The following is a 24,164-nucleotide window of genomic DNA, read 5'->3' as shown; positions in this document are numbered from 1 at the left end:
TCGGCGATCCATCCTCAGCACCTACCGCTGGTGTGAATCTCGCCCAATACCTGATTCCTGTATCCTTGGTACTGCGACTTTCTGACTCAGTAGAACTAGTGAGACCGAGGCGTGCCGACAGGTGGTCTTCATGCCGGCTTAGTGCACGACCATCAAGAAAAAGCCAACCCAGATCTTGTACCTGATGTGGCTTCGAACCATCGCGTGGGAGCAGGGCTGAGCCCGCAGGCTAATGAAACGCCGTTTCGATCGGGATGGGAGCCGACGATCCAAGCCGGGGACGGCGGCGGATTCGTTGAATTGGGACGATTTGAGATTTGTGCTGGCGGTCGCCAAGCACGGCTCGCTCTCTGCGGCTGCGCGGCATTTGCGGACCACGCAGCCCACGGTGGGGCGACGCATCGCGGCGTTCGAGGCCGGCCGTGGCACGCAAATCTTTCGCCGCTTGCCTGGATCGCTCGCGCTCACCGAGTCCGGTGTTGCGATCCTGGAAAGGCTCGAGCGCATCGAGACCGAGACCCTGGCCATCGAGCGAACGGTCTCCGGGCGCGACGCGGGAGCCGAGGGCGTCGTCCGGGTGAGCGCTGCGGAATGGTTCTGCGCGCGCGTTCTGGCTCCCATCTGTGCAGAACTGTCCGACACCCATCCAGGCATGACCATCGAGCTGCTCGGAGAATCCCGCCGGGCTAATCTCGCCCGAGGCGAGGCCGATATCGCGTTTCGCTTCGTTCGCTTCGAGCAAGGCGAGGTGGTCCAGTCTGGGCCGAAGTGCGGTCGGCGTAGAGATCGAGCTGGCATTCCTTGATCCGGTTCTCCATGTCGCCGCGGGCGCAGTAAATGTCCTCATAGAGCTGACGTGCGCCCGCCTCGGCTCGCTTGAGCGAGGTGACGACGAAGCGCGGTAGACTACCAACTAGTAGGTAAAGGAACGACTATGAAGGATCGTCAGCTGGGCTTGGCGCGCGCCGATCAGGAACAATGGCTGAAGCTTTATTACTTCCTTCGTGCGGCGGTTTCGCTCGCCTGGGTCGTCGCTGCGTTTGCCGTCGGCCAGTCGTCGGCGGTGATCGGCGGATTGTTGCTCGTCGCCTATCCGGCGTGGGACGCCGCGGGCGATTTGCTCGACGCGTTGCGCAGCGGTGGGCTTCGTCAAAATCGCACGCAGGCTTTGAACGTCCTGGTCAGTCTTGCGACCATGGTCGCGGTCGTTGTTGCCTTGCAGATGAGCATGAACCGGGTGCTCGGTGTTTTCGGTGCATGGGCGATCCTGTCCGGATTGCTCCAGCTCGGAACTGCGGTCCGGCGCTGGAAGAGCTATGGCGCGCAAGTGGGCCATGGTGCTCAGCGGCGGTCAGTCAGCCCTGGCAGGCGGCTTCTTCATTTTTCAAGCCACGATGCCTGCGGCGCCGTCGATCGCGAACGTTACAGGCTATGCCGCAGTCGGCGCGCTCTACTTCCTGGTCTCGGCGATCTGGCTCACCGTCAAAGTGTGGCGGCGTGCGGCGGGGGCGTGATGAGATGGTTTTGGCGGGATCATGACATCGTGCCGGTGTTTTGCCCGACGCCCGGTACCTGACAACCTACAGGTGCTCGGATCACTTGCAGCAGACGCCAAACTCTACCGCACCCCCCTTAAGCATACAGGAGTCGGCGGTCTGGCGGAATTGACGCCCGGAACCAAGAGGGTAACCTGACCCAGTCGAGGCCGAGCAACTCCTGGTGCCCTACAATGATGGCGGATCCGGGCAATCGTCCCATTCTGCACCACCGGCTTGCATCAGTGCTGATGGTGGATGTCGTCGGCTATACCCGGCTTATGGAGCTGGACGAGCGGGCCACTCATGGCAGGCTCATGAGTTTCAGATTTTCGATCTTGCACCCGATCATCGAGGAGCGGCGCGGCAGAATCGTCAAGAACACCGGTGATGGCTTCCTTGCCATGTTTGAAAGCGCGCGGGACGCGTTGGATGCCGCCGTTTCGATGCAATACGAAGTTACGAGGCGAGAGGCGGATCAGCCGCCCGACCGTCGCATCGCTTTCCGCATGGGCTTGAACATTGCCGATGTCATCGTCGAGGAGCACGACATCTATGGCGACGGAGTCAATATTGCTGCTCGCCTCCAAAGCTATGCCGAACCGGCTGGAATCGTGGTCTCGGGATCGTTTCGCGATGCAGTCGGCGGAGAGCTTGGCATGGATGCCGTCGATCTTGGTTTGCTGCATTTACGTAACCTCTCTCATCCGGTTCAGGTCATCAGCCTCAGGCCGCCCGGCGCCGGAAGGACCACGTTCGGCGAGTCGGCGGGGGGATACGACGGGCGCGCATCGATCGCGGTGCTTCCGTTTCGCAGTCTCACGAGCCCGGACGAAGCATACTTCGCCCATGGCATGGTCGACCGTATCATCTATGCCCTGGCCGCGTTGAAGGAGCTCTTCGTCATCTCACGCGGCTCCCATGGCGACTTCAGTGGTCCAATCGATCTGCGGGCTATCGGCAAGGATCTCGGTGTCCGCTACGTACTCTCTGGAAGCGTGCTGCGCTCGGGACAGCGTCTGAGAATTGGTGCCGAGCTCGGCGATGCGCGCACCGGTGAGATCATTCGTGCCGATCAGCACGAAATCGATCTCGGTGATTTATTTCATGTCCAGGACCGCATCGCCCAGGAAGTCGTGAAGACGATCGCGCCCAACGTGCTCGACCGCGAGTTGAAAAAATCGTTGCGGAAACATCCTCAAAGCATATCAGCCTATGATCTTGTCTTGCAGGCTATGGAGCCGCTCTACGATCTCGATTATGCAACCTTTTCGCGTGCTAGGGGCCTATTGCAGCGCGCGATCGCGATTGATCCCGGTTACGCGCCGGCGTTCTCCTACGCCGCCTATTGGCACATGTTTCGTCAGGGTCAAGGATGGTCGCCGGATGTTTCCGCCGATCTCAACGCGGCAGAACGAATGGCCCGTGCGGCGATTGCCAATGACAGCCATGATGCAATGGCCCTGGCAATCTTCGGCCACACGCAGTCTCACTTGACCAAAAACTTTGAGCAGTCGATCAGCATTTTCGACAGTGCAATTGCAATCGGCCCCAATCTTGCGATTGCTTGGATACTCAAGGGAGCAACTCTCTGCTTTGTTGGCGATGGGCCGAATGCTGTCCGTTGCGCTGAGACCGGCCTACGTCTGTCGCCGTTGGATCGGCATGTCTTCTTCGCGGAACATATTCTGGCGCAAGCTCACTACATCAACCATAATTTTGAGCAGGCCATCTCCTGGGGCCGCCGCGCCGACATGCACAACGCGCGAAATACGTCGAACCTTCGTACGCTTATTTCAAGCTTGATCGCAATCGACAGAACCGACGAGGCGCGCGAAATTGCCAACCGGCATGCCGCTATAGCTCCGGGTTTCGGAGTATCGGCCTGGGCAGCCCGGACCCCGATGCAAGGGGAGATCCGGAAACAACGGATCGACAGGCTGCTGGCCGCTGGTATGCCGGAATAATCTTCCGAAGTATGACCTATTTCACACGACGCGGTCGCCGTTAGTCATAAATCAGAAATTGCCCACATCAGGGCCGGGAGGAGCGAACCATGACCGGCAATACGGGTGATACAGGCGATACCGGTGATACAGGCGACACCGGCGACATGAGTTATGCCACGAGCGATGGTGTTCGCTATCCTGATCGCAGCGATCTTCCCTTTATCACCGAGCCGGACGTGGCCGCCGTATCGATAGACCGAAAACGTTTTGGTGCCAACAACTGGTCTACGATCTGGCAAGCTTGGCGCATCTTGGGTGATTTCGGTTCAACCAACTGGCAGGCGCGCATTGCGGTGGCGGAGCCGCAACCGCCGGCCCCGCTGGAGATCGAAGCACTGAGAACCATGGTTCTGGACGAGCGTCCCGCCGCGCTTGGGGAGATTTTCGGCCAGGACAAGGAGTTCATGCGCTATTTCCTCGCGCTGATAGGAGCCACCCCGAGCACGCATCCGGCGACCTTCCTTGTTCTGAATGCGGCAAACTTGGTAGCGACCATGGCTGTGATGTACTTCAAGACCAAGTTTGATCGTCCCCGGCCATCACAGATTATTCCCGCGCTGCTACCCCCGCTACCAGTTCCAGGTCACGCATCCTATCCGAGCGGTCATTCGACGCAGGCTCATCTGTTTGCATTGTGCGCAACAGCGGTCCTGCAGGAGGCGCCCGGGCAGGGCATTGGCCTTGTCCTCACTCGGCTTGCCGATCGGATCGGGCGCAACCGGGAGATTGCGGGCCTTCACTATCCATCCGACACTGCGGCAGGCGCAAATCTGGCCTCCAGTCTGTTTTCGATTTTGACAGACGAGAACGTCATGCCGCATGCGGATGGCAAGCCTTCAACATTTGGTGCTGCGATGACGGCTGCGAAAGCAGAGTGGGTTTGAAGGTAGGACCATGGGCGAATTGGCGCACCAATTTCAGCTCTCTCTCGATTTTTTCAAGGAAGTCGAGCAGCGAGCGCATGCCTACCCGACGCCAACAAGGGGCTTTGATCCGCTGTTGGCGACGGACGCACAGCTCCAGCGATACGGACTGCTATCGCGTCACGATCGAGAGAAGCGGGCTGATTTTTCCCGGTTTTGGACTCGGCTTCTGAGTCCACCATTCGAAGCAATTGCGACAGAGTTTCCGGAGGTCAAGGACGGCCGGCCCCCACACGTCCCGCTCGTTCGCGTCGGGTGCAGCGCGAGACAGGGGTCTCGGCGATTGGAGAACAGCCGGAATTGGTCAGGCGGCTACATCGTTCCCGAACATCCCGAGAAGTTCGTGTATGTTAGCGGCAGCTGGCGAGTGCCGACGCCATCACTGCCCCCAGTATTGCCCCGACACGTAGGGGCTGACAAAGACTATCAATCATCGACATGGGTCGGTATTGATGGTCGCCGGCGTTACCCCATGTCGTCGATGCCCCAAATCGGCACCAGCCAGTGCTTCCAGATTCTCGGCGGTGTCGAGAAGATTCGGACATATGCGTGGTGGCAATGGTGGTCCCTTGACGACAGCTATCCGCCGGACAACCGCAAGAATCCACCCGTACCAATTCCGAATTTTCCGGTCGCCGTGAACGATGAGATCATGGCTGGCTTGATGCTGCGCTCCCCGGACGAGGTGCAGTTCTTCATCAAGAACCAAACGACTGGCATATTCACGACTTTTTTGGTCGTTGCACCTGGTCCTATTCTGCCACTTGGGTCGACAGCCGAGTGGGTTGTGGAGCGGCCGACGGTGATCGGCAGTCATCGTCTATATCCTCTGCCGAATTACACCGATGTCGTTTTTCGTGATTGTTTTGCGCAGTCGGCTCCCTCGATCGGGGCGCCGGGAACGATCCGACGGCTTGATCGCCTCGGACTCATTCGCATGGTCGAGATCTTTTCAAATCCCCATCGCACGTCGTTTGTATCGGTCCCGCGAAAGTTGGACACCGGTAGCATTTGTGTTTCCTATCGCGATGCATCGGCGCCGCCTAGCTAGCCCGTTGACCTGAGGTTCGGAAAAGATAGCCTTCCTTCGCAGGCCGCGAAGGGTTTAGGCTGGGCCGTTGTCCTGCCGTGCGGCAACTTGGCATCAGCGATCCGGCTGACTGGCACCGGGTGGCGCCGCGGCGCAAGCCGGTCCGGTAAGGGGACTGCAGGAGCCAAGCGACGGCAACGAGTTTGGCCGGATGATGCCAATCTGCCGGTGTTTTGCCCGACGTGTCAAATCGCTGCCTCATGTTGCAAGTCGCTGCTAAGTCATTGTACCGACAGCAGCCGGCTACTGTGCATGGGGTTGTTTTCGCGTCTTTTTGTTCCGGGCGCGCCAAAAAAATCTCGTGGTCTCGTCGATGCCGATGTCTGTCCCCGCGGTTCCTGTTCGTCTTGCACCCAGACAGACCTGACGGGAGAGAAGAAAATGTTCCGTTCCAACTATCGCTGGGTGATCGTCGCCGCCGGCGGCGTGCTCGGCTGCGTCGCGATCGGCGGCATGTTTTCGCTGCCGGTGTTCCTGCAGCCGATCGCAAAGGAAACCGGATGGTCCGTGACTGGCATTTCCAGCGCGATGACCATCGGCTTTCTGGCGATAGCCTGCACCAGTATGGCCTGGGGCACGCTGACGGACAGGTTCGGGCCGCTGCCGGTGGTGCTGACGGGATCGACGGTGCTGTCCTTGAGCCTGTTCGCCGCGAGCCACGCGACTTCGCTGATCGCGTTTCAATTCGTCTTCGGCCTGCTGGTCGGCGCCTCCTGCGCCGCGATCTTCGCGCCGATGATGGCGACCGTCACCGGCTGGTTCGACACCCATCGCAGCCTTGCGGTGTCGCTGGTGTCAGCCGGCATGGGCATGGCGCCGATGACGATGGCGCCGTTCGCGGCCTGGCTCGTCTCGGGTCATGACTGGCGCACCTCGATGCAGATCGTGGCGCTGGTGGTTGGCGCCATCATGATCCCGGTCTCGCTGCTGGTCCGACGCCCGCCGGCGCTCGCGCAGGCGCCGGCCGCGCCAATCGGCTCGGGCGCGCGGCAGGCCGAGATGTCGATGGGCGAAGCCCTGCGCTCGCCGCAATTCCTCATCCTGCTCGCTACCAACTTCTTCTGCTGCGCCACCCATTCCGGGCCGATCATCCACACCGTGAGCTACGCGGTGAGCTGCGGCATTCCGCTGATCGCAGCGGTGACGATCTACAGCATCGAGGGTTTTGCGGGCATGGGCGGCCGCATCGCCTTCGGTCTGATGGGCGATCGCTTCGGCGCCAAGCGGGTGCTGGTCTCCGGCCTGTTGTTGCAAGCCTTCGGCGCGCTCGCCTACGTCTTCGCCAATCAGCTCGCCACGTTCTACGCGGTCGGGGCGATCTTCGGCTTCATTTATGCCGGCACCATGCCGCTCTACGCGGTGCTGGCGCGCGAAAACTTTCCGCTTCGGATGATGGGTACGGTGATCGGCGGCACCGCGATGGCCGGCAGCCTCGGCATGGCGACCGGCCCGCTCGCGGGCGGCCTGATCTACGACGCGTTCTCGAGCTACGCCTGGCTTTATATCGGCTCGTGGGCGATGGGCCTCGGCGCATTCCTGATGGCGATGACGTTCCGCCCGTTCGCCAAGCCGCGAGAGGAGACCGCGCCAGTCACGGCGTGAGCGGTTTCGCCAGGCGCCGCGCTAGAGCTGCGCCTCGATCGCGGCCTTGTCGATCACGGACCACACCTGCCGGATCTTTCCTTCGCGGAACTCGTAGAAGACGTTCTCGTGGAAGGATACGCGCCTGCCGTTGACATCGAGCCCGAGGAATTGTCCGACCGGCGTGCAGTCGAACGCCAGCCGGGTGGCGACGATGGGCGGATCGCAGATCAGCAGCTCGATGTTGAAATGCAGGTCCGGAATCTTACGAAAATCCTGCTCCAGCATCGCGCGATAGCCGGATAGTCCGAACGGTCGCGCGTTGTGGGTGACGTCGTCATGGACGAACTTTCCGAGCGCCGCCCAGTCCTGCCGGTTCAGGCAGGCGATGTAGTTGCGATAGATATCGGCGAGGTCTGATCGTATCACGGCGATGCTCCTGCGGCTTCGACCATAACGCGGCAACAGGGCAATCGTCGCGCTCGCTCACAGCCGCTTTTCGAAGAACAGGTCCGGGTAGGGGTCGTCGTTGAAGCGCGGGATCTCGCTCCAGCCGCTTCGGCGGTAGAGCTGGCCGGCTTCCGCCAGCGCGCTGGCGTGGGGGTGCGCGGCCTCGGGCCCGGCGGCAATTTCTGCTCGTGCCCGGACTATGCGACCAACGAGCTCGGCACCTGCAAGCATCTCAAGTTTACGCTTGCCCAACTGGAAAAGAAGCGCGGCGCCAAAGCGGCGTTCGCGCGAGGCTACCAGCCGCCACTTTCCGAACTCTATCTGCGCAACCAGGGACGACGCAGCATCCATTTCCGCGCCGGAACCGATTGCCCGGCGAACGCGAGGAAGGCAGCCGTCCGCCTGTTCGATCTGGAGCGCGACGGCATTCTGGCCAAAGATCGTCTGGGCGATCTCGACGGTTTCGTCGGCTTGGTGTCGAAGAGGCGGGACGACGGGACGCCGAGCGCCGCGCCGCGAAGCTCGCCCGATTGTTTCCGCGTGGCGCGGCAGATCCCAAGCTGCATCGACTGCTGACAACGGCGCTCTGCAACAGCACGTATCTGCTGGATCAGGAAAGCGACCACGGCGTCAAGACGGACGAACTCGCTGCGCTGCTCGATCAGCTGCTTGCCGCGCCGGACGCCAAGGCGGTGGTATTTTCACAGTGGACGCGGACCCACGACATCGTGATCCGCCGCCTTGAGGCGCGCGGCATCGGTTACGTCAGTTTCCATGGCGGCATACCGTCCGAGAAGCGGCCGGAGCTGGTCCAGCGCTTCCGGGACGACCCGAACTGTCGTGTATTCCTGTCGACGGATGCGGGCAGCACGGGTCTCAATCTCCAGCACGCCTCGACGCTGGTGAATATGGACCTGCCGTGGAATCCCGCTGTCCTCGAGCAGCGCATCGCTCGCATCCATCGCCTCGGCCAGACACATCCGGTCCGGATCATCAATTTCGTCGCAAAGGGGACCATTGAGGAAGGCATGCTCTCGGTCCTGGCCTTCAAGCGCTCGCTGGCGGAAGGCATTCTCGACGGCGGCAGCAACGAGGTCTCGCTGGGCGGGTCGCGGCTGACCCGCTTCATGAAGGATGTCGAGAGTGTCACCGGGAGCATGGGAAGCGGCGAGGTGGTCACGACCGCGGAGGAGGCGGGGCCGGTCGATGGCAGCGGCGTCCTCGAGGCCCCGGGCGCTCCCGCAAGCGAGATTTCGGTGTCGCAAGCCGCTGCAGAAGACGCGTCGCCAGCTCGCGATGCAGCCTCCGATCGATGGCAGGCGCCGGTCCGGATCGGCGCGCAGTTCTTCGGCGCCGTCGTAGATTCCGGCTCGCCAAGTCATCCCTGGATCGAACGCGACCCAACCAACGGCTCACAAAGCCTCAGGGTTCCGCTCCCGTCTCCGGAAATCGCAGACTGGCTGGCGGACATACTCTCCGCCTTGGCCACGACTTTGCGCCGCGGGACCGCTTGACGCGCCACGTTACCATCGGAAAACTGCCGGGCAGGGCGTTGCGATGCAAGGAGATATCGTGAGACGTTTAGAGATCGCGGAGCAGAATCGCTTCCTGCTGCTTCGGCAGCGCGAATTCAGAATTGCCGCCGACGTCATTACGGACGCGTGGATGTCTTTTCCGGACGTGCACGCCGTGGCCGTCATCAGCTCGGTCGCCAAGGCGCTCTGGAAGGAAGTCCCGCGCTTTTCGGAGTTTCGACGGCAGGGCATTGAGGTCTGGCATGAATGCCGCGATCTCGATCTGGCGCTCTGGATCGATTCGCAGCAAGAACTCGACGGACTGCGTCGCGCTGCGGCACGGGCGCTCCGAGCTGCTTTCGAACGAGGAGCCGGTACCAGCGTGGTCAGCCAGCAGCTCGATATGTTCCTGATCGAGCCGGGCACCGACCGATATCTCGGCCGGCTCTGCGAGTTCAAGGACTGTCCGAACGTCAAACGCGATTGCGCAACGCCGGGCTGTGGCGCGATCCGGTTCAACAAAGTCATTGCCGACTTCAAGCCCGGACCGATCTTCTCGAACCGGCGACTCATGCGGTGTTGTATGAGCGCGGGAAAGGGCGGTTGCGTTCGGCGCTCGATCTTCCGAACGTCGAGGAGAGCCTTCCGGGTCTCCGTAGCTCCGGGGAACGGCGCGTCCCGCAGTAAGCTGCGCAAGACCGCATCCGGCAGAGTTATTTGAGACCCGTGCCGTCCAAATGCACTCCCTGCACCAAGCGTCAGCAGCGGCTTGCCCTTCTCGACGATGTTCGTCGCAGCCTCGCTCGCGGTCACCGTGCCGATTTTTTCGCGGCATTGGGACGAGCCGCCTCAGCCCCTCGCCCGGTACCTCGGGGATCACGAACACCTCGTCGGCGCGCCCGTTGTCGCCGCCGCCGCTGTCGGCGCTGTATCCGCAGAATCGTCAGCTAACGTTGCGACTGCGCGTGTTCCTCGACTGGGTCAGCCGCATTTTCGGCGAGGCGAGGCTCTAGCCCAGACCGAGTGCCTTCCGCGATTTGCGCGTCAACTTTGCGACGATCAGGGAATGCGCCTGCGCCAGATAGGCGGTGAGCTCCGCATCGGGCAGGGCGCTGTTGCCGATGAGCTGCACCCATTTGGCCCGCGCCAGATAAGGCGCCGGCCGCGCGAGGCCGTGCTCGATCAGCATCGCATAGGCCATGTTCGAGGTCTTGAACATGTAGCCGCCCGAGCGCGCGGCAAAGCCGCCGCCGAGCGCGAACATCTTGCCGCCGACCTTGAACACGGACGTGCCCTCCCACTGCACCACTTTGGTGACGGCGGGCAGGTGCAGGCAACGCGTTTCGAAGGCCTTGGGTGTCATCGCCGGAGCGATAGCACGTTGCGTGCGGCTTGCGACGCGCTAGCCTGCCGAGCGCGGCGAAGGCGGCCTTGGTGCGGTTGACCGCGTCCTCGAATCGAGTTCCTGTCGCGTCATTTTCATGCTGGATAGCGCGCAATCGCGGCTTTGTCCCGGCCGCTGAGGGGAGTATGTCTGGAGGAGACGGGGTTGTCTGGAACTGTGATCTCTCCATGCTGGAATCGGTTCGCGCGCTCGCCAACGTCCTGAAACGCAAGGATCTCTATGGCCATTTCAGCCGTTCGGCGTTCGAGAAGGGCCACGCTTATCAGGCCCAGGGACGTGTTTCGGGAATAGAGATCAGCGACGATCTGACCCACATCGAGGCGGACGTCGAGGGCAGCGAGATCGACGATTACTTCGTCGAGGTCCAATTGAAGTTCAAGGATGCGCAGCTCGTCGATGTCAGAGGCAAATGCAGCTGCCCGATGGCGCGCAACTGCAAGCATGTGGTGGCGACGCTGCTCGAGGCGATCAGCGAAACCCCATCCGAGGCGCCTCCGCCGCGGCCCACCGTGCCGGGGCGACCGCCAGGTGTTCTGCCCTACGAAATCAATGAATGGCTCGACAAGCTCGGCAAGGCGGTTCGGAGCGACGACTACCCCGCCGACGTGAATCAGCACCTGCTCTATCGTCTGCATCCCTCCGACGAGCGCATCGCGATGCCCGTTCTGGCGGTTAGCCTGCTCTCGGTGCGGACACTGAAGAACGGCAATTACTCGGACAGCTACGCGCAGCCGAACGTCGCCGATTTCTCCGCTGACCGGGCGCCGAAATACTATCGCGATTCCGATATCGATATCGTGTCGCAACTGAGGGCGCACGGAGGCGGATATTCTTTCCGAGCGCCACCGCAGTCCGCTGACCTGTTGACCAAGATTCTCGCCACCGGCCGCGCCTTTTGGCTCGACTACAAGCGCGCGCCGTTGCGCTGGGGCGAAAAGCGTGAGGGCCGCATCGAATGGCGCCAGGTCGGGCTGCGAACGGTGGCGCCGCATCTGATCGTGCCGGGCGTCATCGCACTCAACGCCGAGCCTCCGGTCTATGTCGATGAGGCTGCCGGGACGATCGGGCCGGTTGCGCTGGACATGCCGCCGCGGCTCGCAGCTCAGTTGCTCTCCGCGCCGGCAATTCCGCGAGCCGAACTCGACGAGGTATCGCGCCAGCTCGGTCGAAGGTTGCCCGTGCAGCATCATGATCTTCTGCCGTCCAGGCCGGCGCAGCCAACGCAGGTCGACGCGCCGCCGGTTCCCATTCTGCGCTTGATGCCAGGCAAGGAAAGCGCAAGTGCGTTCTACTACCGCAGGCGCGAGCAGAACAGCGATCCCATCGGCGTCGCGCAACTCCATTTCCGCTACGGCCCGATCGAGATCGAATCGACCAAGCGGGGAGCCCTTCTGGAAGCGTTTCATGCCGGACGGGTTTATGAGATCACGCGCCGCCAGCCGGCGGAACGGCAGGCCCGCAAGCGGCTGACCGATCTCGGTTTCGTCGCGGCAAAGTCCAGCTTTCCCTATCTGGACTATCGCCACGATGGCGATCTGGCATTGGCCGAGCCTGACGATTGGTTTGAGTTCCTCAGCTTGCATGTTGCGGGATTGCAGGCCGTAGGCTTTGAGATCATTGTCGACGACGCGTTTCCGTTTCGGCTGGCGCAGACGTCTGGCGATTTTGACGCGGAATTTGAATCGAGCGGTATCGATTGGTTTGAATTGGCGCTCGGCATCGACATCGACGGCAAGCGCCAAGATCTGGCGCCCCTGATTGCTGCGTTGGTGGCGAGGCCCGATTTCACTCCGGACGCCATCCGGGAGCGGGCCGATGCTGGCAAGCCCTTCCTGCTTCCGCTCGCGGATGGTCGCTATCTGGCGCTGGCGGCCAATCGCTTTCTTCCACTGGTTTTAGCGCTTCACAGTTTGAAACTGAGCGGCTTTGGCGCGTCGGAAAAAATCAGGCTGTCGCGCGCCGAATTGGTGCCGCTGCTTGGATTGGAAAACGAGCATTTCGTATTCCGCGGAGCCGATAGTATTCGCCGTCTTGCCGGGCTGCTTCAGGCGCGCGGGCTCGCCCCGCCGCCTTTGCCGGAGAGCTTCCGTGCCGAGCTTCGGCCTTACCAGGCCCACGGCCTCGCCTGGCTCGACCTCCTTCGCGAGAGCGGGCTCGGAGGCGTGCTGGCCGACGATATGGGGCTTGGCAAGACGGTCCAGCTTCTGGCGTTGCTCGTGCTCGAGAAGACGCGGGGCAATCTCACGCACCCCGCGCTGATCGTCGCGCCGACCAGCCTGATGACCAACTGGTTCAATGAGGCGCAGCGGTTCGCACCCGATCTGAAGGTGCTCGTGCTCCACGGTCCCGACCGCAAGCAGCACTTTGGGGCCATCCCTGACTACGACCTCATCCTGACAACCTATCCTCTCATTGCGCGGGATCGCGACGTGCTGTTGTCGCGCGGGTGGCACATTGCGGTGCTGGATGAGGCTCAAACAGTGAAGAATCCCGATGCCGCAACGACGAGATGGCTCCGCGACGTCAAGGCGCAGCACCGCTTCTGCATGACGGGAACGCCGATGGAAAACCACCTGGGCGAGCTGTGGTCGATCATGAGCTTCGTCAATCCGGGCTATCTCGGCGACAAGACGGCCTTCGCGCGGCAATGGCGTGCGCCCATCGAGAAGCGTGCCGACAAAGTGCGCTCCGCGGCCTTGGCGCAGCGCGTAAAGCCTTTCCTGCTGCGCCGGACCAAAAGGGAGGTGGCGACGGAGCTGCCGGCAAAAACCGAGATCGTCGAAACCATCGTGCTGGAGGGCGCGCAGCGCGATGTCTACGATTCGATCCGGCTTTCAATGTCGCGCAAGGTTCGCAGGGCGATCGAGGAGCGCGGCCTCGCCAAGAGCCATATCGTAGTCCTGGAAGCGTTGCTCAGGATGCGGCAGGCGTGCTGCGATCCGGCGCTCCTGAAACTCAATGACGGGCTGGAGCGGCCGTCTGCCAAACTTGACCGGCTGATGGAGATGGTGCTCGAACTGCTCAGCGAGGGCAGGAAGATCATCGTGTTCTCGCAATTCACCTCCATGCTCGATCTGATCCGGACGCGCTTCGACGCCGAACAGCTGCGCTATAGCATGCTCACCGGGAAGACCAGGGATCGCAAGACGGTGATCGAGGCCTTTCAGGGCGGTGCGAGCGACATTTTTCTGATCAGCCTGAAGGCCGGCGGCGTCGGTCTCAATCTCACCGCGGCGGATACCGTGATCATTTTCGATCCTTGGTGGAATCCCGCCGTCGAGGAACAGGCGATCGACCGTGCCCATCGTATTGGGCAAGACAAGGGTGTTTTCGTCTACAGGCTCGTTGCCGCCGGAACGATCGAGGAAAAGATGGACGAACTCAAGGCCAGGAAGCGCGCTCTCGCCGACGGCCTGTTCGATCACGAGGGCCAAATCGCGGCGACACTCACCGAGGATGACGTCAAGGCTCTGTTCGAGGCCTAGCGGCGTGACGCCGCGCCAGCATGTCTATGCAGGGCCGAGGGCCTGACTCGCCTTTATCCGCGCGCTCAAATACGGCTTCGATCGATGACGTTGCCGCTCAATGGTGGAACCGAGCTGTCGCTGAAGGTAGCGTGACGCTCGGCAATCTAGAAATGATGTACGCCGAGCGCCGAAAAGGCGCCGTCATGGACGTCGTGACCGTCGCCCGTCGGCTGGCCGAGGAAGCCAAGATGCAGGGTCAGCGGCGGTAAGGCTGCCATTGGGACCGCGCCGGCGGTGTCGAGGCCGGCGATGCCAGCGTCGTGTGCGCTCGCGCCGTCATGCTGCACGTTGAGGGGCGAACTCACGATATCTGTGACCAGCGCGTCGACGAGGTTGGTGGCGGGCGCATGATCTACGCCGCCTCCGACCGAGTGCAGGAGACCGCCGACGATGCCGGTGACATTGTCCGCAAGTTGGCCGATCGTGCCGGTGACAGAGGAGGTCAGCTGCGTCACGGTCGTACTCAAGCTGTCGAGCGTGTGCGACACCACCGCGAGCGACGTGTCGACGAGGTTTGTGATGGTGCTGCCGAGCTGGTCGAGTGACGTTCCCGGATCGACGACGGAGGTCGTGTTCACATCGGCATGCGCGGTGCCGTCCCCCGCGCCCGGGACGTGATCGGGTGTGAGTGGAACGCTCGCAGCATCGACGTGGCCTTCAGTCTGGACGGACGCGGTAACGTGGTCCGGCGCCACGGTTGTCGGGTCCGCGTTTCCACCGGTACCCAAGATGCCGCTGCCGGCCGATGCATCCGCGTGCAGCACCGGAGTGACATCATGCGGTGACGGCGCGGTCGCATCGGTATGCTGATCACTGGAGGCAGGCTGCTGCTCGCTCGGCAACGCTTCCGTCGGTGCCGGATCGGCGGCGTGCGCGGGCGTTGCGAGCGAATCCATCGGAGGCGGCGGGGTATCGATGGCGCCGTGATTGCGGGCCGCGTGGGCCTCATCGAGGAAAGCAATCAGCGCCGTCATGAACGCGACGGTCTCGTCCGTCGTGATGTGGCGTGAGAGCTCGGCTCTCTCAGCGCGGCGGTTGTTCTGCTCGGATGCAGCCATCGGCCTTGCTCTCCCCGTCAGTGTTCGCGGAAGGCGCGGGTCAGTTCATCGCGCAAGGGACCGAAAATATATTCGAACAGCGTGCGCGGGCGGGTCGGCACGATCACTTCGGCCGGCATGCCGGACTGCAGTTCGATGCGCGATTTTTTCACATCTTCCGGCTCGAGCGAAACTTCGACGGCGTAATAGCCGGGGCCAGACTTGTCGTTGGTGACGCGGTCGGCCGAAACCGTTCTTACGGTGCCGTAGAGGCGGGGACGCTCGACGTAGTTGACGCCGGTGAGGCGGATTTCGGCGCGGCGGCCGACCGCCACGTCGTTAATGTCGGAGAGCTTCAGTTGCGCATCGACGATCAGCGGATTGTCGGAGGGGACGATGTCCATGAGCTTGGCGCCCGGCTGGATCACGCCGCCTTCCGTGAACACGTCGAGCCCGACCACCGAGCCGGTGGCGGGCGCCCTGATCTGGGTGCGGGTCACGACGTCGGTCGCGGCGTCGACCTTCGGCGCGAGCTCGGCGAGCTTGTTCTCGGTGGTACGAAGCTGGTCGGTGATCTCGCTCATCCTGGCGCGTTCGGCCTTGGCGATCTCGAGCTCGTTCTGCGAGATCTGCTGCTGCATGCCGGCGATGGTGGCACGCTGCGCGCCGATGTCGGCCTGGAGCTTGGCGTCCTCGCGCTGCAAGGCCAAGATCCGGTTCTTCGGCGTGTAGCCCTGTTCATACAGGCGCTGTGCGCCGTTCATCTCGTCGGACAAGAGCTCGCGCTGCTTCTCGGTACCGGTGAGCTGGGCCTGCGTGCCGCCGATCTGGGCGTTCAGCTCGGCGATCTTGCCCTTGAGCACGGCTGTCTCTGCCGCGAATTGATGCTCGCGTGCGGCCATCATCGCGACCTCGTTTGCCATCGCCTGGCGCAGCGCAGGCTTTGCATCTTGCGGATCGACGCCGAAATCCGGCGCCGCGCGGCCGTCGCGCTCGGCGATCAGCCGCGCTTCCGCCGCGCTGGTCGCGTCGCGATCGGCGACCAGCACCTCGAGCTTGGCACGCGGATCACTGTCGTCGAGCGCCAGGAGGAGTTGTCCCTTCTCGACGCGAGCGCCGTCGCGGACCAGCAGCTGGCGGATCACGCCGCCATAGGGATGCTGCACGCTCTGACGCCGTCCTTCGACCTGGAGGTTGCCGCTCGCAATCGCAGCACCCGAGATCGGGGCGAGCGTGCCCCACAGCGTCATTGCGGATGTGAATGCGCCGACCACGATGGCGCCGACGAGCGCCGGCCGTCCCGGTCGCGCGTAAAACGAGCGATCGCGGTCGGCGATATAGGTTGCGCCGAGCGTCGTCATGATGCTCCTGACCGCGTGGCGGCCTGTTGCTGCAAGGCCTGATAGACCTCGCCGGGCGGGCCGAGCATGTCGAGCATGCCGTTGCGCAGCACCATCATGATGTCGACGACATCGAGGATCGTGGTGCGGTGGGTGATGACGATGACGGCCGCACCGTCGGCCTTGGCCTGGAGCAGGGCGGCCTTCAGCGATTCTTCGCCGGGAGCATCGAGATTGGCGTTCGGCTCGTCCAGCACGAGCAGCGGCGGGCGGCCGAGCAGCGCCCGCGCAAGGCCGAGCCGCTGGCGCTGGCCGCCGGAGAGGCCGACGCCACCGACGCCGAGCCGCGTGTCGTATTGACGGGGGAGGTCGAGCACCATCTCGTGGATGCCGGCGCGGATCGCTGCGTCGATGATCTCGTCGGTCGAGGCCTCGCCGAACCTTGCGATGTTCTCGCGCACGGTGCCGGCGAACAGGCCGACGTCCTGCGGCAGGTAGCCGACGTGACGGCCGAATTCGACCGGGTCCCAGTGATTGTAGTCGAGACCGCCGAAGCGCAGCCGCCCGGTGGCGGGTGCCATCGCGCCGACGAGCAGCCGCGCCAGCGTGCTCTTTCCGGAGCCGCTGGGACCGACGATGCCGAGCGCTTGTCCGCCCGCAAGTTCGAAAGACAGGCCCTTGAGCACCGGCTGTTGCCGCGACGGCAGCTCGCAGACGAGATCCCGCACCTCGACAGTGTTGCGCTGCTTCGGCACGATGGTCTGCGGCGTGGTCAGGTCGATGGTGGCGAGCAGGTCGCGCACCTCCGCGTAGGCGTCACGCGCACCGATGAACTGCTTCCAGGTGCCGACCGCCTGTTCGACCGGCACCAGCGCGCGGCCCATGACGATGCTGGCGGCGAAAATGGTCGCGGGCGTGATGGCATGGTCGATGGCCAGCCAGGCGCCGGTGCCAAGCATCAGCGATTGCAGCAGCAGGCGAAAGAAGCGAATCGACGACGTCATCACCGCATTTTTGTCGCTGGCAACCGCTTGCTGCACCAGCATAGCGGAACGCTGGCTCTGCCAGTTGCGCTCGACCGCCGGCTGCATGCCCATGGCGCGGATCACGTCAGCATGGCGCAGCACGTTCTCGGTGAAGACATAGGACTGGTTTCCGGACGCCTCGGCCTGCTTCATCGGGGCCCGGGTCAGAACCTCATTCACGCCGGCGAGCCCCAGCAGCAGCAGGGCGCCTATGCTGGCGACGAGGCCGAGCAAGGGATGAATGAAGAACAGCAGCAGCAGGTAGATCGGAATCCACGGCAGGTCGAACGCGAAGTAGATACCGGGGCCGGTCACGAAGGTGCGGAACTGGTCGAGATCGCGCAGCTGCTGGGCGCCCCGCGAAGCGCAGCGCTCGGCCGATCGCACCACCAGGGCCTCGAACACGCGCGTCGACAATTCCATGTCGAGCCGGATGCCGCAGCGGATCAGGATCCATGCACGCACGGCGTCGAGGCCCGCCATGGTTAGCAGCGCGATGCCGAGGATCAGGGTGAGAAGGACCAGCGTGGAGATGTTTTCATTGAGCAGGACGCGGTTATAGACCTGCATCAGATACAGCGGTGAGCTGAGATAGAGCAGGTTGATCGCGCTGGAGAACAGTCCCGCCCACAGGAAATGCGGCCACAGCTTGAGCAGCGCTTCCCGGACATCGTCGCTAGGCCGTGACGGCATCTCGGCGCCGTCCGAGACCATCAGTGTCCCTGCCGCCATTCGGATCTATCCTCGATTGTCGTGGTTGCGCGTGGCGCAGGCGCAAGAAAGTAACGTGGGGCTCGTTGCCCCACGCCACAGATTGGTCGGAGATTGTCCGAAGTTACGACTCAAACGAGCCCATGGAGCAGCCCGCCGGCGTCGAGATGGCCGACATCTGCGGTCAAGCCGACGGCGGTTGGCGCCGATACCGACGCGTCGAGGCCCGCGGTTCCGGCCGACAGGTCGATGCTGGGATTGGTCTCGACTAGCGCACCGAGATCGAGCGTGTGCGACAGATCCGCCGTTCCGCTTGCACTTCCGCCTGCACCGGCACTGCCTGATACGGCACCCGTTGTGCTTCCGAGCAGACCGTCGACAGTCCCGAGCAGGTTTCCGAGAAGGGCCATGTGAACTCCTTTGGTTGGATGGCAGTTGAGATTGCGACGAAGAGTCGCCGCCAAAGAATTCGTGCCGGCGTCGAAGGTTGCGGACTCACATGAGGCCATTTGGTGCTGATTTTTTGGGCGCGGAACTCCTTGCGTCACTTGCGCGCAAAATCGTGTGGTCCTGAGGCCCGGGGTCAGTGCGTCAAGTCTTGCGGTGATGTGGCGGCCCGACCGGGCCCGCGCATCAGCCATCTGCGTGGCGACGGGGCAATAGTGGATCGCTCCCCGGGAAGCTCACGACATAAGCCGTTCCAACCATTGCGCAGGGAAGGCCGGGATGCCTCCGGTTGCCCTGTGGTTTTCCCGCTGTGCATCGTTGCGCAACCTACCTTGCGCATAGCCGGCCATGGGCGCCAGCCGGCGCCCGGTCTTCCCTGCGCCCTCTTTCATTTGAGGGCGAGGCGATTAAGCAAAGCTCGGGCGAAATAAGCCGCGAGGATGCGAAGCTGCGCCTGCAGTTTGGAAATCAAATATCGAACCCTGTCGCAAGCACCAGCCCATCACCGTCACCCCTAAGGTGCTCCTCGCATCTGGCCCTCAGCGACGTCTCCCGCTACGCTCCCCCCAACCACAAACCTTCGGGAGGCAAGCACAATGCCCAAGCTCGACCATCTCCGTCCCAGCGGCCTGCATCACAATCCGGCCTATTCCCACGTCGTCACCGCCACGGGTGCGCGCACCATCTACATCTCCGGGCAGGTGTCAGTGGACGAGGAGGGGCGGATCGTCGGTGAGGGCGACATCGCCGCGCAGACGACGCAGGTGATGCAGAATCTCGGCCACGCGCTGAAAGCGGCCGGCGCCAGCTACGCCAACATCGTCAGGATCACGACCTTCGTCGTCGGCTACAAGCCTGAGCTGCGCCCGATCATCGGCAAGGCCCGCTCCGTCTTCTTCGAAGGCATGGAGCCGCCGGCCTCTACCCTCGTCGGCGTCTCCGCGCTCGCCGCGCCGGAATGGTTGATCGAGATCGAGGCGGTGGCCGTCGCGGATTGAGGCCTTGCGAACGCCGTGCGCGCAATGGATCGCGCACGATCCGTACAACCCTCACTCCTGCGCCTTCTCCGGCCCTTCATACGCAATCCCGCGGATCACCGCGCCGCCGCCGAACTTCTTGCGCAAGCTGTCTACCGCCCGCTCGGCGTGGGCGGCGCGGCGGTCGAGCATGTCGGTGTCGTCGGCGGGCGAGCCTTCGCGCAGCGCGCTGACGCCGGCGCCCATCAGGCGGAAGGCGGTGCCGTCGATTTCCTTGGCCAGCATCTCGCGGCAGATCGCGAAGATCTTCGCAGCGAGCTGCGTCGGGCCGACGATCGACTGCGATCGCGTGCGCTGGCGGAAGTCGGCGGTCTTCAACTTCAGCGTGACGGTCGAGCCGGCGAGCTCGCTGCTCTTCAGCCGCGAGGATGTCTTCTCGCACAGACGCCACAAGATTCGCTCCAGCGTCGCGAAATCGCGGATATCGGTCTCGAAGGTGGTTTCGCTCGAGATCGTCTTGGCGCCGCGATCGGGCTCGACGCGTCGGTCGTCGATGCCGCGCGCGAGCCGCCACAGCCTGCGGCCATCGCTCGGAAACTGCCGCATCAGCTCGATCTCGTCGGCCTTCTGGAGGTCGGCGATGATGCGGAAGCCGCGCTGCACCAGGCGCTCCTGCGTCGCGGGGCCTACGCCAAAAATAAAGCCGACCGGCTTCTCCGCCAGCATCGCGCGCGCTTCCTCCTGGTCGAGCGCGGCAAAGCCGCGCGGCTTGTCCAGATCGGAGGCGATCTTGGCCAGGAACTTGTTGCAGGACAGGCCGACCGAGACACTGATGCCGATGTCGCGCTCGATGTTGCGGGCAAAGCGCGCCAGCACTTTTGCCGGGATCATGCCGTGGACTCGTTCGGTTCCGGAGAGATCGAGAAAGGCCTCGTCGATCGAGAGCGGCTCGACCAGCGGCGTCAACGCCTGCATGGCCTGGCGTACCTCGCGGCCGACGCGGACGTATTTCGCCATGTCGGGCGGGATCACGACCGCGTGCGGACAGGCTTCCAGCGCCTTGTACATCGGCATCGCCGAGCGCACGCCATAGGTGCGCGCGATGTAGCAGGCCGCCGACACCACGCCGCGCTTGCCCCCGCCGATGATGACGGGCTTGTCGGCGATCTCGGGGTTGTCGCGCTTCTCGACCGTTGCATAGAAGGCGTCGCAATCGATATGGGCGAGGGTCAGCGTCGACAGCGCCCGATGGCGGACGAGCCGGGGGGAACCGCAGGCCGAACAGCGCCGCGCGGCCATGCCCTGATCGGCCAGACAATCCCGGCAGAAGCAGCGTGGCCCGGCCGACTCGGGTGCGCTCACGGCACGTCACGCTCCCAGGTGCGGTCGCCGAGCGCGTCGCCCAGCACCTGCCGCGCTGCGGCAACGTTGGTCGGATGCAGTTCGGACGTGCTCGCAAAGGCCTTCACGGTGGCGTCATCACGCAGCACGAAATCGAGCACGCTGAGGAGGAAATTGGGGTCCGAGGCGGCATTCCGCAGCGTCTCCGGGCCGACACCTGTCTCGGCCAGAAACAGGCCCAGCCGCTCGGGATCGCCCGCGACGAAGGACAGAGCCTGAATCGCAACGATTTCAGCGACTTCGCGGGGGTTGTGAACAGGCTTTTTCAAGGGCTCAGTTTGCCTTTCCATTAACTTTCAGTGTCTACTTTGGGAATCATCATGCCCGAGTCTCGTGCCTAAGTCTTGCGACCCCGGGCAAGCAACTGGAAACCACATCGCAGAAAGTCGGCACTCGGGTTTAACGAAACTAGAGCGAATCTGAGGCTAGTTTGAATCCAGTTTTCGAAGCGCCGGCGAGCGGCGCCTGAGGCGTCATATGTATCGCTCTGCTGGCCAATCGGGAGGACGGAATGGCTAAGACCGTCCTGATCGTGGAAGACAACGAGCTCAACATGAAGCTGTTCCGCGATCTGTTGGAGGCGCACGGCTACCAGACCTCGGGCACCAGCAACGGCTACGAGGCGCTCGACCTCGTTCGCAAGATGCGCCCCGACCTCGTGCTGATGGATATTCAACTGCCGCAGGTCTCAGGCCTGGAGGTCACGCGCTGGATCAAGGACGATCCGGAGCTGCGCGCCATTCCCGTCGTCGCGGTCACGGCGTTTGCGATGAAGGGCGACGAAGAGCGCATCCGCGAAGGCGGCTGCGAGGCCTATTTGTCCAAGCCGATCTCGGTCGGCAAGTTCATTGAGACGGTCCGACGCTTCATCGGATAGGAAGTGAGTTCAAAGTGTCCGCGCGTATCCTGGTCGTCGATGACGTTCCTGCCAACGTCAAGCTGTTAGAGGCCCGTCTGTCCGCCGAATATTTCGATGTGATGACCGCCTCGAACGGCACCGAGGCGCTGGCCATCTGCAGCCGCGCCGAATGTGACATCATCCTGCTCGACGTCATGATGCCGGACATCGACGGTTTCGAGGTCTGCCGCCGCCTCAAGACCGATCCGGCGACCCACCACATTCCCGTGGTGATGGTGACGGCGCTCGACAGCCCCGCCGACCGCAACCGCGGGCTGGAGGCTGGTGCCGATGATTTCCTGACCAAACCCGTCTCCGACGTCGTGCTGATCGCGCGGGTGCGCTCGCTGACGCGGCTGAAGATGATGACGGACGAGCTGCGCATGCGTGCCATCACCTCGCTCGAGATCGGCATGCAGGCGCCGGAGCGCACCGCGGTGGCCGACACCGGCAAGGGCGGCCGCATCCTTCTGGTCGATGACCGCCAATCCTCCTATGAGCGGCTGGCGACGCTGCTCGCCGCCGAGCACACGGTCGATGTCGAGCCCAATCCCACGGAGGCGCTGTTCCACGCCGCCGAGGGCAATTACGACCTCTTGATCGTCTCGCTCGATCTCAACAATTTCGACGGCCTGCGGCTGTGCAGCCAGGCGCGCTCGCTCGAGCGCACGCGGCACGTGCCGATCCTGGCGATCGCGGAAGCCGAGAACTCCACGCGGCTGCTCCGCGGCCTCGAGATCGGCGTCAACGATTATCTGCTGCGCCCCATCGACAAGAACGAGCTGCTCGCGCGCGCGCGCACCCAGATCCGCCGCCGTCGCTACACCGATCATTTGCGCGACAACGTGCAGAACTCGATCGAGGCGGCGATCACCGACGCGCTGACCGGCCTGCACAACCGCCGTTACATGGAAAGCCATCTGGCGACGCTCGCCGAGCAGGCCTCGACCCGCGGCAAGCCGTTGGCGCTGATGATCCTGGACATCGACTATTTCAAGTCGATCAACGACAATTACGGGCATGATGCCGGCGACGACGTGCTGCGCGAGTTCGCGGTGCGGGTGCGCAAATCGATCCGCGGCATTGATCTGGCCTGCCGCTACGGCGGCGAGGAATTCGTCATCGTGATGCCCGAGACCGATCTCCACGTCGCCGGCATGGTCGCCGAGCGCCTGCGCCGCTCGATCGCGGGCGAGCCGTTCGCCGTCCACAAGGGCACCAAGCGCATCGAGGTCACGATCTCGATCGGCCTGACCACGCTGGAGCAGAAGGGCGAGGCGGTGGCTGACGTGCTCAAGCGCGCCGATACCGCGCTCTACCGCGCCAAGCACGACGGCCGCAATCGCGTGGTGTCGCACGCGGCGTGAGGCCAGCCGAGAATAAAAAACGCGAAAACAACCCCATGCACAGTAGCCGAGGCTAGCGGGACCAACGGCTTACGCGCGCCGCATTACGCGGAACCGCAACGCCGTTTGACTCGTCGGGCAAAACAGGAGCATTTTGGTACGGTCGGGCAGTGGGACGACTTCTGTCGCTACATCCTCAACTGTCGTCCCGGCGAAGGCCGGGACCCATATCCCCAGGACGGGGTTGTGGTGCGAGCAGGTAACCACGAGTCTTCGCCAAACTGCTTTTCGTGGGTATGGGTCCCGGCCTTCGCCGGGACGACAACTAATGCGGCGCGCGCTTGCCTCGCTTCACCGCCGGATTCGCCACCGCATCCCCCACATCCACCCCCGCACTCCGCAGCAGCACCTTCGCCGCTTCCTTCGCCGCACGCGCCATCGCGGGATCATCGCGGACGAGGTCCTGGGCGATGGAGCCGTCGACCAGCAGCACGAGCTGCGTTGCCAGCGCCTCGGCCTCCGCGACGCCGAGCTCGTTCAGGCGGTCGCGAAACCAGATGCGGCGGCTCTCCTTGAAGGCGATCGCGATCTTCTTCACGGAGCGGTCTGCTGGCCCGAGCTCTGCGACTGCATTCACGAATGGGCAGCCGCGAAAATCCTTGGCGGCGAAGCGCCGCTCCAGCGAATCGAAGGTGGCGAGGATCTGCTCGGCCGGCGGCTTGTCGGAGGTGCGCTGAGCTACGAAGCGGCGCTCCAGATAGGCCGCGATCAGCGCGTCCTTGGACGGGAAGTGGTTGTAGAGCGTGCGCTTGGAGATGCCGATCTCGGCCGCGATGGTATCGACGCCGATAGCGCGAATGCCTTGCAGATAGAACAGCTTGTCGGCGGTCTCGAGGATCCGCTCCTTCATCGTCTGTGGGGAGGGCAGGGGAGCCATGCGACGGGATA

Annotated in this window: 19 protein-coding genes and 5 pseudogenes; 13 read left to right on the top strand and 11 right to left on the bottom strand. The window is 63.3% G+C overall.

The window, feature by feature from the left end; translation table 11 throughout:
* Nucleotides 1-232: 232 nt before the first annotated feature.
* The gene (locus IVA82_RS46605; RefSeq protein WP_247384013.1) at nucleotides 233-805 is read left to right on the top strand and encodes a LysR family transcriptional regulator; all 573 of its coding nucleotides are present in this window, start codon (nucleotides 233-235) and stop codon (nucleotides 803-805) included.
* Here the strand turns inward: IVA82_RS46605 and IVA82_RS46600 are convergent.
* Nucleotides 762-902: pseudogene (locus tag IVA82_RS46600) on the bottom strand (transposase); the annotation flags it as partial. The gene IVA82_RS46605 and the pseudogene IVA82_RS46600 sit on opposite strands and share 44 nt — an antisense overlap.
* 32 nt (nucleotides 903-934) lie before the next feature.
* Here IVA82_RS46600 and IVA82_RS46595 point away from each other — a divergent pair.
* The 5 genes and pseudogenes from IVA82_RS46595 (at nucleotide 935) to IVA82_RS46575 (ending at nucleotide 7,159) form a co-directional block, all read left to right on the top strand.
* Nucleotides 935-1,514: pseudogene (locus tag IVA82_RS46595) on the top strand (DUF308 domain-containing protein).
* Between the two features lie 215 nt (nucleotides 1,515-1,729).
* Entirely contained in the window at nucleotides 1,730-3,502 is a 1,773-nt protein-coding gene (locus tag IVA82_RS46590; protein WP_247384012.1) for an adenylate/guanylate cyclase domain-containing protein, read from the top strand.
* Between the two features lie 89 nt (nucleotides 3,503-3,591).
* A complete protein-coding gene (locus IVA82_RS46585; protein WP_247384011.1) occupies nucleotides 3,592-4,428 on the top strand; it encodes a phosphatase PAP2 family protein in 837 nt (278 codons plus the stop codon).
* Nucleotides 4,429-4,438: 10 nt separating this feature from the next.
* Nucleotides 4,439-5,518 carry a G1 family glutamic endopeptidase gene (locus IVA82_RS46580; protein ID WP_247384010.1) on the top strand — a complete coding sequence of 360 codons (1,080 nt, stop codon included), beginning with the start codon at nucleotides 4,439-4,441 and terminating at the stop codon, nucleotides 5,516-5,518.
* Between the two features lie 420 nt (nucleotides 5,519-5,938).
* On the top strand, nucleotides 5,939-7,159 hold the full coding sequence (locus IVA82_RS46575; protein ID WP_247384009.1) for an MFS transporter: 1,221 nt from the start codon (nucleotides 5,939-5,941) through the stop codon (nucleotides 7,157-7,159).
* 21 nt (nucleotides 7,160-7,180) lie between these two features.
* On the opposite strand, the gene IVA82_RS46570 is transcribed toward IVA82_RS46575, so the two are convergent.
* Both IVA82_RS46570 and IVA82_RS46565 read right to left on the bottom strand, forming a co-directional pair.
* Nucleotides 7,181-7,567 carry an ester cyclase gene (locus tag IVA82_RS46570; protein ID WP_247384008.1) on the bottom strand — a complete coding sequence of 129 codons (387 nt, stop codon included), beginning with the start codon at nucleotides 7,565-7,567 and terminating at the stop codon, nucleotides 7,181-7,183.
* Between the two features lie 57 nt (nucleotides 7,568-7,624).
* Nucleotides 7,625-7,732, bottom strand: a pseudogene (locus IVA82_RS46565) (PadR family transcriptional regulator); the annotation flags it as partial.
* Nucleotides 7,733-8,118: 386 nt separating this feature from the next.
* Between IVA82_RS46565 and IVA82_RS46560 the strand changes: the two are divergent.
* The 3 genes and pseudogenes from IVA82_RS46560 to IVA82_RS46550 all read left to right on the top strand — a co-directional run.
* Nucleotides 8,119-9,102: a C-terminal helicase domain-containing protein gene (locus tag IVA82_RS46560; RefSeq protein WP_247384006.1), complete on the top strand. Its 984-nt coding sequence runs from the start codon at nucleotides 8,119-8,121 to the stop codon at nucleotides 9,100-9,102.
* Nucleotides 9,103-9,160: 58 nt separating this feature from the next.
* Nucleotides 9,161-9,789: pseudogene (locus tag IVA82_RS46555) on the top strand (hypothetical protein).
* Between the two features lie 212 nt (nucleotides 9,790-10,001).
* Nucleotides 10,002-10,115: pseudogene (locus IVA82_RS46550) on the top strand (LysR family transcriptional regulator); the annotation flags it as partial.
* Here IVA82_RS46550 and IVA82_RS46545 read toward each other — a convergent pair.
* Nucleotides 10,112-10,465 (bottom strand): MmcQ/YjbR family DNA-binding protein, encoded by a 354-nt coding sequence (locus IVA82_RS46545; protein WP_247384003.1) that lies wholly within the window; start codon nucleotides 10,463-10,465, stop codon nucleotides 10,112-10,114. The pseudogene IVA82_RS46550 and the gene IVA82_RS46545 overlap by 4 nt on opposite strands.
* 209 nt (nucleotides 10,466-10,674) lie before the next feature.
* Here IVA82_RS46545 and IVA82_RS46540 point away from each other — a divergent pair, with 209 nt between their 5' ends.
* Nucleotides 10,675-13,992 (top strand): SNF2-related protein, encoded by a 3,318-nt coding sequence (locus IVA82_RS46540; RefSeq protein WP_247493964.1) that lies wholly within the window; start codon nucleotides 10,675-10,677, stop codon nucleotides 13,990-13,992.
* A 146-nt stretch (nucleotides 13,993-14,138) separates the two neighbouring features.
* Here the strand turns inward: IVA82_RS46540 and IVA82_RS46535 are convergent, their stop codons facing one another.
* The 4 genes from IVA82_RS46535 to IVA82_RS46520 all read right to left on the bottom strand — a co-directional run bounded on the left by IVA82_RS46535 (nucleotide 14,139) and on the right by IVA82_RS46520 (nucleotide 18,557).
* A complete protein-coding gene (locus IVA82_RS46535) occupies nucleotides 14,139-15,092 on the bottom strand; it encodes a hypothetical protein (RefSeq protein WP_247384000.1) in 954 nt (317 codons plus the stop codon).
* A gap of 17 nt (nucleotides 15,093-15,109) precedes the next feature.
* Nucleotides 15,110-16,432, bottom strand: coding sequence for an HlyD family type I secretion periplasmic adaptor subunit (locus tag IVA82_RS46530; protein WP_247383998.1), 1,323 nt, complete (start codon nucleotides 16,430-16,432; stop codon nucleotides 15,110-15,112).
* A complete protein-coding gene (locus IVA82_RS46525; RefSeq protein ID WP_247383996.1) occupies nucleotides 16,429-18,168 on the bottom strand; it encodes a type I secretion system permease/ATPase in 1,740 nt (579 codons plus the stop codon). The genes IVA82_RS46530 and IVA82_RS46525 overlap by 4 nt, the downstream gene beginning before the upstream one ends.
* Nucleotides 18,169-18,278: 110 nt before the next feature.
* The gene (locus tag IVA82_RS46520; RefSeq protein ID WP_247383994.1) at nucleotides 18,279-18,557 is read right to left on the bottom strand and encodes a hypothetical protein; all 279 of its coding nucleotides are present in this window, start codon (nucleotides 18,555-18,557) and stop codon (nucleotides 18,279-18,281) included.
* Between the two features lie 633 nt (nucleotides 18,558-19,190).
* On the opposite strand from IVA82_RS46520, the gene IVA82_RS46515 reads away from it, so the two are divergent.
* Complete coding sequence (locus IVA82_RS46515; RefSeq protein WP_247383992.1) at nucleotides 19,191-19,592, top strand: RidA family protein; 402 nt, start codon at nucleotides 19,191-19,193, stop codon at nucleotides 19,590-19,592.
* A 51-nt stretch (nucleotides 19,593-19,643) separates the two neighbouring features.
* On the opposite strand, the gene IVA82_RS46510 is transcribed toward IVA82_RS46515, so the two are convergent.
* A complete protein-coding gene (locus tag IVA82_RS46510; RefSeq protein WP_247383990.1) occupies nucleotides 19,644-20,933 on the bottom strand; it encodes a DNA polymerase IV in 1,290 nt (429 codons plus the stop codon).
* Nucleotides 20,930-21,241: a DUF3572 domain-containing protein gene (locus IVA82_RS46505; RefSeq protein WP_148741400.1), complete on the bottom strand. Its 312-nt coding sequence runs from the start codon at nucleotides 21,239-21,241 to the stop codon at nucleotides 20,930-20,932. The genes IVA82_RS46510 and IVA82_RS46505 overlap by 4 nt, the downstream gene beginning before the upstream one ends.
* Before the next feature lie 242 nt (nucleotides 21,242-21,483).
* Here IVA82_RS46505 and IVA82_RS46500 point away from each other — a divergent pair, with 242 nt between their 5' ends.
* Together IVA82_RS46500 and IVA82_RS46495 are read left to right on the top strand one after the other, a co-directional pair.
* Nucleotides 21,484-21,849 carry a response regulator gene (locus IVA82_RS46500; protein WP_008566616.1) on the top strand — a complete coding sequence of 122 codons (366 nt, stop codon included), beginning with the start codon at nucleotides 21,484-21,486 and terminating at the stop codon, nucleotides 21,847-21,849.
* A 14-nt stretch (nucleotides 21,850-21,863) separates the two neighbouring features.
* Nucleotides 21,864-23,237: a PleD family two-component system response regulator gene (locus IVA82_RS46495; protein WP_247383988.1), complete on the top strand. Its 1,374-nt coding sequence runs from the start codon at nucleotides 21,864-21,866 to the stop codon at nucleotides 23,235-23,237.
* A 304-nt stretch (nucleotides 23,238-23,541) separates the two neighbouring features.
* On the opposite strand, the gene IVA82_RS46490 is transcribed toward IVA82_RS46495, so the two are convergent.
* A complete protein-coding gene (locus IVA82_RS46490; protein ID WP_247383985.1) occupies nucleotides 23,542-24,153 on the bottom strand; it encodes a TetR/AcrR family transcriptional regulator in 612 nt (203 codons plus the stop codon).
* Nucleotides 24,154-24,164: the final 11 nt, after the last annotated feature.

It is taken from the genome of Bradyrhizobium sp. 142, from assembly GCF_023074015.1.
GTDB lineage: Bacteria > Pseudomonadota > Alphaproteobacteria > Rhizobiales > Xanthobacteraceae > Bradyrhizobium.
The sequence above is the reverse complement of the archived record's forward strand: the minus strand, read 5'-3'. Positions and strand labels throughout refer to the sequence as shown.